Source organism: Rhizobium sp. AN5, from assembly GCF_900215255.1.
In the GTDB taxonomy this organism is placed as follows: domain Bacteria; phylum Pseudomonadota; class Alphaproteobacteria; order Rhizobiales; family Rhizobiaceae; genus Agrobacterium; species Agrobacterium tumefaciens.
In genome coordinates this window covers 1,446,511-1,458,992 of sequence record NZ_OCMJ01000004.1, presented here as the reverse complement: position 1 = coordinate 1,458,992, position 12,482 = coordinate 1,446,511, and the positions used below count along the sequence as shown (strand labels likewise).

General features: G+C 59.5%; 13 protein-coding genes. 6 read left to right on the top strand and 7 right to left on the bottom strand.

Annotated features, from left to right (window positions below):
• Nucleotides 1-14: 14 nt before the first annotated feature.
• The 3 genes from CRP02_RS19685 to CRP02_RS19675 form a co-directional block, all read right to left on the bottom strand.
• Nucleotides 15-1,907: a peptidylprolyl isomerase gene (locus tag CRP02_RS19685; RefSeq protein WP_097102756.1), complete on the bottom strand. Its 1,893-nt coding sequence runs from the start codon at nucleotides 1,905-1,907 to the stop codon at nucleotides 15-17.
• Between the two features lie 270 nt (nucleotides 1,908-2,177).
• On the bottom strand, nucleotides 2,178-2,312 hold the full coding sequence (locus tag CRP02_RS28005; RefSeq protein ID WP_003515556.1) for a hypothetical protein: 135 nt from the start codon (nucleotides 2,310-2,312) through the stop codon (nucleotides 2,178-2,180).
• 41 nt (nucleotides 2,313-2,353) lie between these two features.
• A complete protein-coding gene (locus CRP02_RS19675; protein WP_003515553.1) occupies nucleotides 2,354-2,533 on the bottom strand; it encodes a hypothetical protein in 180 nt (59 codons plus the stop codon).
• 418 nt (nucleotides 2,534-2,951) lie between these two features.
• Here CRP02_RS19675 and coaD point away from each other — a divergent pair, with 418 nt between their 5' ends.
• From coaD to CRP02_RS19645, 6 genes are all read left to right on the top strand, one after another.
• Nucleotides 2,952-3,446 carry a pantetheine-phosphate adenylyltransferase gene (coaD, locus tag CRP02_RS19670; protein WP_097172068.1) on the top strand — a complete coding sequence of 165 codons (495 nt, stop codon included), beginning with the start codon at nucleotides 2,952-2,954 and terminating at the stop codon, nucleotides 3,444-3,446.
• 29 nt (nucleotides 3,447-3,475) lie between these two features.
• A complete protein-coding gene (locus CRP02_RS19665; protein WP_019566173.1) occupies nucleotides 3,476-4,045 on the top strand; it encodes a peptidylprolyl isomerase in 570 nt (189 codons plus the stop codon).
• 36 nt (nucleotides 4,046-4,081) lie between these two features.
• Nucleotides 4,082-4,591 (top strand): peptidylprolyl isomerase, encoded by a 510-nt coding sequence (locus CRP02_RS19660; protein WP_003515547.1) that lies wholly within the window; start codon nucleotides 4,082-4,084, stop codon nucleotides 4,589-4,591.
• A gap of 247 nt (nucleotides 4,592-4,838) precedes the next feature.
• Nucleotides 4,839-5,921 (top strand): tRNA preQ1(34) S-adenosylmethionine ribosyltransferase-isomerase QueA, encoded by a 1,083-nt coding sequence (queA, locus tag CRP02_RS19655; protein ID WP_065660882.1) that lies wholly within the window; start codon nucleotides 4,839-4,841, stop codon nucleotides 5,919-5,921.
• Complete coding sequence (tgt, locus tag CRP02_RS19650) at nucleotides 5,921-7,051, top strand: tRNA guanosine(34) transglycosylase Tgt (RefSeq protein WP_003515541.1); 1,131 nt, start codon at nucleotides 5,921-5,923, stop codon at nucleotides 7,049-7,051. The genes queA and tgt overlap by 1 nt, the downstream gene beginning before the upstream one ends.
• 36 nt (nucleotides 7,052-7,087) lie before the next feature.
• Complete coding sequence (locus CRP02_RS19645) at nucleotides 7,088-8,245, top strand: aminodeoxychorismate synthase component I (protein ID WP_097172067.1); 1,158 nt, start codon at nucleotides 7,088-7,090, stop codon at nucleotides 8,243-8,245.
• A 250-nt stretch (nucleotides 8,246-8,495) separates the two neighbouring features.
• Here CRP02_RS19645 and CRP02_RS19640 read toward each other — a convergent pair whose 3' ends face one another.
• From CRP02_RS19640 to CRP02_RS19625, 4 genes are all read right to left on the bottom strand, one after another.
• Complete coding sequence (locus tag CRP02_RS19640) at nucleotides 8,496-9,773, bottom strand: type III PLP-dependent enzyme (protein WP_179784078.1); 1,278 nt, start codon at nucleotides 9,771-9,773, stop codon at nucleotides 8,496-8,498.
• Nucleotides 9,757-11,289, bottom strand: coding sequence for an AMP-binding protein (locus tag CRP02_RS19635; protein WP_097172066.1), 1,533 nt, complete (start codon nucleotides 11,287-11,289; stop codon nucleotides 9,757-9,759). The genes CRP02_RS19640 and CRP02_RS19635 overlap by 17 nt, the downstream gene beginning before the upstream one ends.
• Entirely contained in the window at nucleotides 11,286-11,549 is a 264-nt protein-coding gene (locus CRP02_RS19630; protein ID WP_097102743.1) for an acyl carrier protein, read from the bottom strand. Before CRP02_RS19630 ends, CRP02_RS19635 begins: the two co-directional genes overlap by 4 nt.
• Nucleotides 11,550-11,637: 88 nt before the next feature.
• On the bottom strand, nucleotides 11,638-12,396 hold the full coding sequence (locus tag CRP02_RS19625; protein ID WP_179784077.1) for a hypothetical protein: 759 nt from the start codon (nucleotides 12,394-12,396) through the stop codon (nucleotides 11,638-11,640).
• Nucleotides 12,397-12,482: the final 86 nt, after the last annotated feature.

Here is a 12,482-nt window from a genome sequence, read left to right as displayed (position 1 = left end):
TTTCCGCCCCCCGGTTAGAAGCCGACCATCGCCTGATCGGCGAGGGCCTGATTGATGGTCACACCGTAGTCGTTCTGCAGGCGGTTGACCATCTGGTCGAGCATGTCGTCGCCGGCCGCGCGGGCGATGGCGGCGAACTGCTGATCGTCATTGGCAAGCGCATCGGCAGGCGCGTTGGTGTCGACTGCCGTGACCTTGAAGAGGATGCGGCTGGAACCATCGGCGTCTGCCGCGGTGCCCGTCATGCCTTCAGCGCCGGAGAATACCGCCGTGATCGTCTGGCGACCGAAAATCGCGTCCTCGCTGGTGCGGCGCAGGCCAGATTTCTGCTCGACGGCAAGGCCGAGTTCGCCAGCCACCGCTGCTAGTGTCTCGCCCTTTTCGACGCGTGCCTTCAGCTCGTCGGCCTTGGTGGCAAGCGCCGTGCGCTGCTGCTCTGCCGTCCAGTCGGCCACGACATCGTCGCGCACTTCGGCAAGCGTGCGGTCGCGGGCAGGGATGATCTGATCGACGTCGAACCAGATGTAGCCTTCGCGGCCGAGATTGATCGGCAGGGCTTCGGTGCCGGGTTCGGTCTTGAAGACTTCCTGGGCAAGCTGCGGCGAGGGCAGGTCCTGAATGGCGTCGCCCTTTGCATCAAGACCGGCGGCATCGATGGCGTCGATGGTGACGGGCTTGAGGTTCAGCTGCTTTGCCGCATCGGCAAGCGAGGAGCCGCCGGCACGCAGGTCTTCGTAACGGTCATGCACATTGGTGACTTCTTCGGCTGCTGCTGCGGTGGCGAGGTCCTTGCGGATGTCCTCTTTCGCTTCTTCCAGCGTGCGGGTGGTTTCCGGCTTGATGCCGGTGATGCGCAGGATGACCGGGCCGAAGGAGCCTGCCACGACCGGAGACACGCCGCCATCCTTCTGGACGGCGAAAGCAGCATCGGCAATCGACTGGTCGGGGATCGTGTCCTTGGTGAATTCGCCAAGCGTCACGTCGGAGGCGGTCTTGCCCTGATCCTTAACCACCTGATCATAGGTGGTGTTGCCGAGGCGGATCTGCTCTGCGGCGGCTTCTGCCATTTCCTTTTCCGGGAAGGTCAGCTGTTCGACGGTGCGGCGACCGGCGGTGCGGAAGCTGTCCTTGTGGCTGTTGTAATAGTCGGCAATCTGCGCATCCGTCACCGAAGCCTGATCGGCAATGTCCGATGGTTCCAGCTTCACATAGGTGAACTTGCGGAATTCGGGCGCGCGATATTTCGCCTTGTTGGTTTCAAACCATGGGGCAAGCACGTCGTCGCCCGGCGCCTTGACCGGCGCAATGACGGCGTTGGACAGGATGACGTAGTCGACCGAGCGCTGTTCGTTGCGGTATTGCTTGAGTGCGTCCACCAATACCTGCGGCGCCTTGAAACCATCGGAAACGGCTTCAACGATTTGGCTTCTGACCGCGACCTTGCTGCGTTCCTTGATATAGTCGTCTTCGCGCAGGCCGGAATTGCGCAGCCGTTCGGTGAACAGGGTGCGATCGAACTGGCCATTAACCGATTTGAAGGCCGGGTCTTCGGCAATGAGATTGGCGAGGCGGTCTTCCGAAAGGCCGAGATTCATCTTCGAAGCCAGTTCGTCAAGCGAGGCACCCGCCGCAAGCTGGCTGAACACCTGACGGTCGATGCCGAAGGCCTTGGCCTGTTCGGTCGTCAGTCTCGCGCCGAACTGGCGGCTGAGGTCGGAAACCTGACGCTGATAGGCGAGGCGGAATTCCTGCGGGCTGACCGTCTGGTCGCCGACGGTCATGACCGCATTCGAATTGGAGGTGACGAGTGATGCGGAGACGCCCCAGACGCCAAACGAAACAACAAGCAGGAGAAGCAGCAGCTTGGCTGCCATGGTTCGAGAAGCATTTCTCAGGGAATCGAGCATCGTTATGCAAACCTCACAGGAACGTCATTGCGGTCGCCAGCCGTCCGGCCCGCAACGTATCGGCGTTCCTTAAATCAATCCAATGGGAAATTGAAGGGAATTTGCCTTGGAAAAACGGGGTTTTGAAAACGCTTATGTGATTGGGGCAAGGTTTTTACGCCTTCATCTTCACCATATCGGCCCTTAAGGCGGCAAAATAAAACCGCCCGGAGCGTCCAGGCGGTTGCGGAGAATCATATTCTGAAAGGCGGCTAAGCCTGATGGTTGCGGTCAGAACGCGCGGTTGCGTCTCACCGAGGCCTTGAATTCCTCGTCTTCCCGTCGCATCTCGGCAACGGCGGAGATCATCGATGTCACGAACATGATGCTGATCAAGGCAAGAAGCAGAGTCAGGAATGTAAACATGATATCATCTCCGTTGGTAGCGAGGAAATCCTAGTTCCTCATCAGTAATAGGTCATGGACTGGTAGCGGGCGGTCATCTGTGGATAGTCCGGTCCCTGTGCGGCAGGCTTCTGATCATAAAGGCTAAACGTTGTTGCTACCATTGCGATGACCAGTACTGTCCAGGCGGTGCTGATGACGCTGATTTTCGCCGAAGTAGACTGTTTTTCTCTTACAAACATCTGTCTGTTCCTTTGGTTTGATATTAACGCGCCACGTCCAATCATGTTCCGCGTCAACCTTAAAAATCGATTAGCATCGCGCCTGTGAAACTTCCTTGAATGGCTTGTTCATCTGGCGTTCAGGAAACCGTCGACTGGCCTCATTCGAGGAAAAGATACTCGGCTGCGAATGATGCGATGACCGAAAAGACGATCATAAAGGCCAGCATTTTCATTTCTCCGGGGGCTTAACGAGGTGAGGGGCATTTCGGTTTCCCGATGCCGTGTATTTATATAAATGAGCCCTGAAACCGCACTGAACGGCGCATTCATCCGTTGTTCAGGCCGCACCGGGAGAGCGTCCGGGTTGTAAAAGTCTTGCGCCGCGTCCATCTCCATGACAAAAGGCGGCACATAACGCCCACCACTTGAGAGCGATATGACGATTGCCTTTTATCCAGGATCCTTCGATCCGATGACCAACGGACATCTGGATGTGCTTATCCAGGCGCTGAACGTGGCGTCCAAAGTCATCGTCGCCGTCGGCATCCATCCCGGAAAAGCACCGCTGTTCAGCTTCGAGGAGCGGGCGACGCTGATAAGCCGGGCACTTTCCGAAAGCCTGCCCGGTGAGGCGGCGCGCGTGGAGGTCGTTTCCTTCGACAATCTGGTCGTCGATGCAGCCCGCCAGCATGGCGCGCGCCTTCTTCTACGCGGCCTGCGTGACGGCACCGATCTCGATTATGAAATGCAGATGGCCGGCATGAACCGCCAGATGGCACCTGATATACAGACCGTGTTCCTGCCGGCGGGTACGTCGTCGCGACCCATTACAGCCACATTGGTCCGGCAGATCGCCGCCATGGGCGGCAATGTGGATGTCTTCGTTCCCAAAGCCGTGCTTGAAGCCCTCAACGCCAAGCTGAAGCGCTGACTTCAGCCTCACATTCCGGAGCCAATCCAATGAAACTCGTTCGATTTGCCTTTGCCGGCGCCCTGTTTGCGGGCGCGCTTGCCGCCAGCACCTTCGCTTCGGCTGCCGAATTCCTGACCGTCCAACTGAAGGACGGCCCCGTCGTCATCGAACTGATGCCGGAAGTCGCGCCCAAGCACGTGGCGCAGATTGAAGCGCTGGCGAAAAAGGGCGCCTATGACAACGTGGCCTTCCACCGCGTCATCGACGGTTTCATGGCGCAGACCGGCGACGTGCAGTACGGCAACATGGAGAAGGGCTTCAACGCCCAGCGCGCCGGCACCGGCGGCTCTGACATGGCCGACATTCCGGCAGAATTCTCCAAGACACCGTTCACGCGCGGCGTTGTCGGCATGGCCCGTTCCAGCGATCCGAATTCCGCCAATTCGCAGTTCTTCATCATGTTTGCCGACGGTCCGTTCCTGAACGGCCAGTACACCGTGGTCGGCAAGGTCGTGTCCGGCATGGAAGCCGTGGACAAGATCAAGCGCGGCGCCGGCGGCAATGGCGAAGTTTCCAACCCCGACCGGATGATCAAGGTCACCGTCGGCAAGAAGTAAGGTAGGGCAATAGAGCCCGAACAGAGGAGAATAATCATGGCCGAGATCAAGGATCCGGAAAACACCATCATCATGGAAACGACGACCGGCAAGGTCGTGATCCAGCTGCTTCCGGAAGTTGCTCCGGGCCACGTTGCCCGTATCAAGGAACTGGTATCGGAAGGCGCTTACGACGGCGTCGTGTTCCACCGCGTCATCGAAGACTTCATGGCCCAGACGGGCGATGTGAAGTTCGGCAAGAAGGGTTCGGAAAGCTTCAACCCGGCCCGCGCCGGCATGGGCGGCTCCGAGAAGCCTGACCTCAAGGCTGAATTCTCGGCTATTTCGCACGTTCGCGGCACCTGCTCGATGGCCCGTTCGCAGAGCCCGAACTCCGCCAACTCGCAGTTCTTCATCTGCTTCACCGACTCACCGTGGCTGAACAAGCAGTACACCGTGTGGGGCCAGGTCATCGAAGGCATGGAAGCCATCGACAAGGTCAAGCGCGGCGAGCCTGTGAAGGACCCCGATTCGATCGTTTCGATGAAGCTTGCTTCGGCGGCCTGATAATAGCGTATAAAGTGTTTACCCGCTCCGCAGGAAACTGCGGGGCGTTTCACATTGATGATGGCGCCAACCTCTCAGACGTCATCCTCGGGCTTGTCCCGAGGATCTAACGATCCACAACGTCAACGTGGTTAGATCCTCGGGACAAGCCCGAGGATGACGTCGAGTGTAGTCGGAAGCCTTGTCATCACCCACCACCCGCCCCATGCCATGCAGGGCGGGTTTTGATATTTCGAGAGCCCTTGCAATGCGTGTAGACCTGTTCGATTTCGATCTGCCCGAGGAGAATATCGCGCTTCGTCCTGCGAACCCGCGCGATAGTGCGCGTCTTCTCGTGGTCGATCCGAATGCGAACCACATGGAAGACCGCATCGTGTCCGACCTGACTTCCTTCCTGAAGCCCGGCGACGCACTGGTGTTCAACGACACCCGCGTCATTCCAGCCCAGCTTGAAGGCGTGCGGCTGCGCGAAGGTGCGCCTGAAACGGCAGTTTCAGCCACGCTGCACATGCGCGCCGACCAGTCGCGCTGGAAGGCTTTCGCGCGGCCCGGCAAGCGCATCAAGCAGGGTGACCGCATCCGTTTCGGTTATGAGCGCGACAATGCCTGCGGCCTTGCCCATCTGGAGGCCACCGTCGAGGAAAAGGGTGAGGAGGGCGAGATCACGCTGCTTTTCGACGTTTCCGGCCCGGTTCTGGACGAGGCGATCGCCTCCGTCGGCCATATCCCACTGCCGCCCTATATTGCCGCGAAGCGCCCGGAAGATGCGCAGGACCAGACCGATTACCAGACAATTTATGCCCGCGAGAAGGGCGCCGTTGCCGCACCCACCGCCGGCCTGCATTTCACGCCCGATCTGTTTGCGGCGCTGGACGAAGCCGGCATCGAGCGGCATTTCGTGACGCTTCACGTAGGGGCAGGCACCTTCCTTCCAGTTAAGGCCGACGATACCGACGATCACAAGATGCATTTCGAGATCGGCCATGTTTCGCAGGAGACTGCGGCAAAGCTCAATGCCGTCAAGGCGCGCGGCGGGCGGATCGTTTCTGTCGGCACCACCTCGCTGCGGCTTATCGAAAGCGCCACTGATGAGAATGGCGTCATTCAGCCATGGTCGGGCGCGACGGGCATCTTCATCACGCCCGGATACCGTTTCCGCGCGGTCGATATTCTGATGACCAATTTCCACCTGCCGAAATCGACGCTGTTCATGCTCGTTTCGGCTTTTTGCGGTCTCGAGACGATGCGTGCCGCTTATGCGCATGCCATCGAAACCGGATACCGTTTTTATTCCTATGGCGATTCAAGCCTGTTGTTCCGGAAGAACTGATGCACGACAAATTCACCTTTACCCTGAAAGCCACGAGCGGCGGCGCCCGCCTTGGCGAAGTCGCCATGCCGCGCGGCGTCATCCGCACACCTGCCTTCATGCCTGTTGGCACTGTCGGTACTGTCAAGGCCATGTATCTCGACCAGGTGCGCGAGCTCGGGGCCGATATCATTCTCGGCAATACCTATCACCTGATGCTGCGGCCCGGCCCGGAGCGCGTGGCAAGGCTTGGCGGGTTGCATGAGCTTATCCGCTGGCCGCATCCGATCCTCACCGACAGCGGTGGCTTCCAGGTCATGTCGCTTTCAGGACTACGCAAGCTGGACGAGAAGGGTGTGACCTTCAAGAGCCATGTGGACGGTTCGTTGCACCATATGTCGCCGGAACGCTCGATCGAAATTCAGGGCATGCTTGATTCGGACATCCAGATGCAGCTCGATGAATGCATCGCGCTGCCGGCCGAGCGGAAGGAAATCGAGCGCGCCATGGAAATGTCGCTGCGCTGGGCGGAGCGTTGCCGCGTCGCCTTCGGTGAACAGCCCGGCAAGGCCATGTTCGGCATTGTGCAGGGCGGCGACCAGCCGGATCTGCGCATTCGCTCCGCCGAAGGGCTGAAGCAGCTTGATCTCAAGGGTTACGCTGTCGGCGGCCTTGCCGTCGGCGAGCCGCAGGATGTGATGCTGGGCATGCTCGACATCACGCTGCCGGTGCTGCCCACCGAAAAGCCGCGTTACCTGATGGGCGTCGGTACGCCTGACGATATTCTGAAATCGGTGGCGCGCGGCATCGACATGTTCGACTGCGTGATGCCGACCCGTTCCGGCCGTCACGGGCTTGCCTTCACCCGTCGCGGCAGGGTCAATATCCGCAATGCCCGCCATGCGGAGGATATGCGGCCGCTCGATGAGCAGTCAAACTGCCCGGCCTCGCGTGATTATTCCCGCGCCTATCTGCATCATCTCACGCGCTCCAACGAGGCGCTGGGCGGCATGCTGCTCTCCTGGCACAATCTTGCCTATTATCAGGAGCTGATGCAGGGTATCCGCAAGTCGATCGAGGAAGGCCGTTTCGCTGATTTTTATGCTGAAACCATAGAGATGTGGGCGAGGGGCGACATAGACCCGATCTGATTTTTCCCGACCCTTTCTCCTGTTCGGACGCTTTCCTTGGCACATGCGCCTTACGTTCTTTTCCGGGATGACACGACCGGCACGGTGACAGCCTTCACCGAGCCGGAGGAGATCATCGTCGCGGATGAGCCAGAGGCGTTTTTCGCGGCGCTGAAACGCATGGAGCAGCTGCGCCGCGCCGGGAAATACCTTGCCGGCTATATGTCCTACGAGGCGGGTTTCCTGTTCGAGCCGAAACTTGCGGACTTTGCTGCCGAGCCTCGCAACGTGCCGTTCCTTCGCTTCGGCGTCTTTTCCGGCCCACAACCGGATGAGGAGCGATTTGCGCGGCCCGGAAGTCTGCCGGATGCCGATGCGTTTCTGTCCGATCCCGCGCCCGCATGGAGCCTTGAAGACTATTGCCAGCGCTTCGAGCGGCTGCACGGGCATCTGCGTCGCGGCGACTGTTATCAGGGCAATCTGACGATGCCCGTTCACGCCCGCTGGAGCGGCGATCCGCTCACGGCTTTCTGGTCGCTGGTCGCGCGCCAGCCGGTCAAATATGGCGCGCTGGTCGATCTCGGTGGACCGGTGATCCTGTCGCGCTCACCGGAACTGTTTTTCTCGGTGGACGGCGAAGGTTTCATCGAAACCCATCCGATGAAGGGAACGACGCCGCGCGGCGCGAATGCGCAAGAGGACGGGGCGATCATCGCGGCGATGCTTGAGGATGAGAAGACGCTTGCCGAAAACCGCATGATCGTCGATCTCCTGCGCAACGATATTTCCCGCATCACCGAGGTCGGCAGCCTCCATGTGCCGCGACTGTTCGATATCGAGACCTATCCAACCGTGCACCAGATGGTCAGCCATGTGCGCGCGAAGCTTTTGCCTGACGTTACGGTGGAGGATATTTTTGCGGCGCTGTTTCCCTGCGGTTCGGTGACCGGCGCGCCGAAAATGTGGGCCATGAAGATCCTGCGCGAACTGGAACAGACGCCGCGCGACGCCTATTGCGGCGCGATCGGCTTCATGTCTCCTGATGGTGAGATGCGCTTTTCGGTGGCGATCCGCACGCTGACCCTGTTCGATGGCGGCCGCGCGGTCTTCAACGTCGGCGGCGGCATCGTTTTCGATTCGGATGCCGAGGCGGAATATGATGAGTGTCTGCTGAAATCCAAGTTTGCGGTTGGGGACAGGTTGTTGCGGCGGTGATCGGTACGTTGCGTGGGGTTAGGCTTGCTTTATCGGCGACGACACTCACTTCCCTCATTCCTGTGCTTGTCACAGGAATCCAGCCAGCCCAAGTCCTTGGGTCGATAAGACTCTTCCCGCCGCACGGACGTGCGTCGACTGGATTCCTGTGACAAGCACAGGAATGAGGGAGGTTGGAGGAGGCTCCGAGGTAAGCAGCCAAAAGTGTGCCCTTAGGAAAGCCGGCTACGGGTTTCGCGACCACACATCCTCAGCGTCCTATCACCTCAAACGCCCCATCCTCAACCAGCACTTCCTTCGCCGCCGAATGGCTTAGAAAACCCACGGGGCTGGCGGTGGCGCCATAGGCGCCCGATTGCAGAATTGCGAGGAGATCGCCAGCCTTCAGCTTCGGCAGGACTGCATTTCGGGCCAGCGTGTCGAGCGGCGTGCAGAGCGGGCCGACGATGGTTGACGTTTCCTCATAGTCTGCCTGCATCATGGCCGGTGCGATGATGGGGTAGTTGCGCTTGACGATCTGGCCGAGATTGCCGGAGGCTGCCAGATGGTGGTGCATGCCGCCATCCGTCACCACGAAGGTGGTGCCGCGTGAGGTCTTTACCGAATTGACTTCCGCTACATAGATGCCGCCGGGGCCGGCGAGGAAGCGGCCGGGTTCGACGATGACATGGGCATTCGCAATCAGCGGATGCTCCTGCATCAAGGCCTTGAGATCGGGAATGGCGGCGCTTACCGCTGCAAGATCGAGCGGCGTTTCTCCGGCGAAATAGGGGATGCCGAGGCCGCCGCCGAGATCGATGGTTTCAAGTGGCCTGCCGAGCATTTCGGCCATGCGCGCCGCAAGCAAAATGGAGTGTCTCCATTGGGAGACAAGCATGTCGGCATCGAGGATTTGCGTGCCACCGTAAATATGGACACCGACGAGATTGATATGCCTGATGTCCTCGAACAGCGGCAGGACGTTTTCGAGTTCTTCCTCGTCAAAACCGAAGGCGGTGGCCTTGCCACCCATGCGCATGGCGCCGGCCTGCGCATCCGGCACCGGGTTGATGCGTATCGAGGCCTTGACCTCTCTGCCGATCGCTTCGATACGGGCAATTTCCTCGGCGCTTTCGATATGGATTTCGCCGATGCCGCTCTCGATCACCTCAAGCAATTCGGCCTGGCGTTTGCCGGGACCGGCAAAAATGATCTTTTCCGGTGGCATACCTGCCTTGATGGCGGCGCGATATTCGCCGACTGAGGCGATTTCCGCGCCGGCGCCTTCGTTGCGGAACAGCGAAATGATGGCGGGCAGGGGATTTGCCTTCACCGAATAGTAGATATCGGCAAAGCCGCTGAGCGCGGTTGCGAGATCCCGATAAGCGCGGCGCATGGCGCTGGCATCATAAAGGAAACACGGCGTTCCGGTCTCGGTGACGATATCGCGCACGGCACGGCCGCCGATGACAAGATCGTTTTCGTTGACTGCGAATTGCGCGGCGGCAAGGGCAGGGCCGTGGCTTTGGGGTTTATCCGTGGGCGCCATTGTCCGTCCGTTCGCGCACCAACGCGCGGTAATCCACCTTGCCATTGGCTGTGACCGGGAGCCGGTCGACCAGTTCGATGGCGCGCGGGATCATGAAGGGGGCGAGCATTTCGGCGGCTTTCTTGAGCGCTACCGAAGTATCGATATTCTCGTTGGCGGCGGTTGCCACGGCATGCACCTTCTCGCCCGCAAAGGGGTCGGGCAGGCCGATGACGGCGACCTGCTGGAAAAGGCCTGTCGACATCAGGCTTTCTTCCACCTCGGTCGGGCTGATGCGATAGCCTGACGATTTGATCATCGCATCGTTGCGGGCAACGAAGCTGAAAAAGCCGTCCTCGTCTTCCACTGCCAGATCGCCGGAATAACACACGGTCTCGCCACCGCGTGCAGCCGGAATGAAAGGGTGAGGGCGCAGCACCTTGGCGGTATCTTCCGGCCGGTTCCAGTAACCGAGCGAAACGGTCGGGCCGCGATGCACGAGAATGCCGGGTTCGCCCGGTTTTGCCCTCTGTCCCTTATCGGTGACGATGAAGATTTCGCATTCCGGAATGGCCTTGCCGATGGATGTCGGGCGGCGGTCGATTTCATCAGGCGGCAGAAAAGTCGAGCGGAAGGCTTCGGTGAGGCCATACATCAGGTAGATTTTGGTGTCCGGCAGCTTTTCGCGCAACGCCCTCACGGTTTCCTGCGGCACGCGTCCGCCGGAATTGGTGATGTAGCGCAGCTGCGGCAGTGGCGTCTTCGCAAGCAACGGCGCGGCCCTGGTCAGGATCGCCCAGACGGTCGGCACGCCAGCAAGCCCGGTAATGGCATGGTCGCGCAAGTCCCTGACAATATCATCGCCGAGCTTGAAGGTGGAGATAACAGTGGTCGCACCCTGTTCCACCGCCGTCAGCAGCTGGTTCAGGCCGTAATCGAAACTGAAGGGCAAAATGGAGAGAATGCGGTCTTTTCCGGTGATCTCCAGATAGGTGCGCACGATGCGCGCTCCGGCCAGAAGATTACGGTGCGACAGCATCACGCCCTTGGGCGAGCCGGTGGAGCCGGATGTGTAGAGGATTGCTGCAAGGTCCTCGCCAATTGCCGGCGAGACTTTGGCAGGCACGGGCGGGCGGCGGTCGACTTGTTCCGCCAGCAGCACAGTGACCTCGGGCAGGTCTTCCACAGCTGCGTTCAGCTCATCCATCATCGTAGCACTGCTGATGACGATTTTTGCACCGCAATCCGCCACGATATGGCGGATTTGCTGCGCCTTCAAAAGTGCATTGACCGGCACGAAGACGCAGGAGGCCATGCTCACGCCGAAGATCGACCAGCATTCCTCGATGCCGCGCGGCAGGAAGATGACGACGCGGTCGCCGCGCTCCGTTCCTGCCTCCTGCAATGCCGCCGCGCAACGTGCGGCCGCTTCGGAAAATTCGCGATAGCTCAGTGATTTATCTTTGTAGACAAGCGCCTCATCGCCGCTTTCCGCCCGCGCGGTGAGCAGGTGGTGCAGCAGGATGTGGGTTGTCATCTGCGCCGTTCCTGCGTGACGAAGGCAATCAGATCGGCCGGCGTGCTGAGATTTTCCGGGGTGAAATGTTCATCATTGAGAATGATGCCGAAACCTTCGCCGAGAAAGATCATCAGTTCGAGAAAACCGAGCGAATCGATCACGCCGCCTTCGAGCAATTGCGTATCTGCGGAAAACGGGGCATGAGCGGGAAAACGCTGCGAGAGGTAGGAATAGATGGTCTCGGAAACATCAACTTCCCTAGGTTTCGCTGAAAGCATGCTTATTCTCCGCTCGTTCGCGCAGTCGGGACTAGTCTCGGCCGAAGCGCATTTTCTTCTTTTCAGGCAAGGTTTAAGCGCGCGTCTTTTAAGAGCGTCCCAATACCCAGGGTGGCAATAACACCAATTCTGAATATGTTTCGTTAATAAACCGTGGGTTCCATGCTCCCTTTACTTGTATTGGCGAGGATTTGAGCATGGCAAATCCGCCGGCGTCTCGCTTCTCATCGGAAGCCGCCATGGTCAATGCAAGCCGGCCTTTGCCAAGAAGATGGCGGGCAATTTCCGAAATGTGCCTCTGGGCGACTTGCCTGTCCTCGCAATAGATGAGGCGGGCGGAGGGCAGCCTTTTGGTTATGGTTTTTAAAAACACCAGCGGATAATGGCTGCCATCCGCCTCCATGACCGCAACGATGCAGCCGAAACGCGCATGATCTTCCAGCATGTCGCGCGTGGCGGCAGACAGCGTGCCCTGCGGCACTTCCGCAAGCGGGCACAGCCGCGCCCTGGCCGGGCCGAATGCCTTTAAAGGCAGGGGATAAAAAAGCGTGCAATTCGTCGCCGTTGTGAACCCCAGTCTCTCGTTCAGCTCGCAGGCTTCTGGAGACGGGGTGAGATCGGTGAAGATGTCTTCGTCGGAGGATGTTGCCATTTGCAGCATGCGTGGTGCAAACCACCGGCTGGAAGGTTCGACATACCAGCTGGACAGGTTGACGACTGTCCCGCCGGTCTCGGGCAGGCGGCTTCGTATCGTCAGAAGAACGCCAACGGCATCGTCGCCCTTCATCAGCAATTGCCCGATGGGACCGAGATCCTGCCGCTGATGATGGTCGCTTATAAGGGACACGCCGAGCGCCCAGAAAGCCTCGCTCTTTTCCGGAAAACCTTTCGTCAGAAGTGCAACGGCAGCGACGCGGTTTCCGTTGTCGATCG

Coding starts and splice junctions, on each gene's coding strand:
- CRP02_RS19685 (WP_097102756.1), bottom strand. CDS start 1,907: ATGCTCGATTCCCTGAGAAATGCTTCTCGAACCATGGCAGCCAAGCTG.
- CRP02_RS28005 (WP_003515556.1), bottom strand. CDS start 2,312: ATGTTTACATTCCTGACTCTGCTTCTTGCCTTGATCAGCATCATGTTC.
- CRP02_RS19675 (WP_003515553.1), bottom strand. CDS start 2,533: ATGTTTGTAAGAGAAAAACAGTCTACTTCGGCGAAAATCAGCGTCATC.
- coaD (WP_097172068.1), top strand. CDS start 2,952: ATGACGATTGCCTTTTATCCAGGATCCTTCGATCCGATGACCAACGGA.
- CRP02_RS19665 (WP_019566173.1), top strand. CDS start 3,476: ATGAAACTCGTTCGATTTGCCTTTGCCGGCGCCCTGTTTGCGGGCGCG.
- CRP02_RS19660 (WP_003515547.1), top strand. CDS start 4,082: ATGGCCGAGATCAAGGATCCGGAAAACACCATCATCATGGAAACGACG.
- queA (WP_065660882.1), top strand. CDS start 4,839: ATGCGTGTAGACCTGTTCGATTTCGATCTGCCCGAGGAGAATATCGCG.
- tgt (WP_003515541.1), top strand. CDS start 5,921: ATGCACGACAAATTCACCTTTACCCTGAAAGCCACGAGCGGCGGCGCC.
- CRP02_RS19640 (WP_179784078.1), bottom strand. CDS start 9,773: ATGGCGCCCACGGATAAACCCCAAAGCCACGGCCCTGCCCTTGCCGCC.
- CRP02_RS19635 (WP_097172066.1), bottom strand. CDS start 11,289: ATGACAACCCACATCCTGCTGCACCACCTGCTCACCGCGCGGGCGGAA.
- CRP02_RS19630 (WP_097102743.1), bottom strand. CDS start 11,549: ATGCTTTCAGCGAAACCTAGGGAAGTTGATGTTTCCGAGACCATCTAT.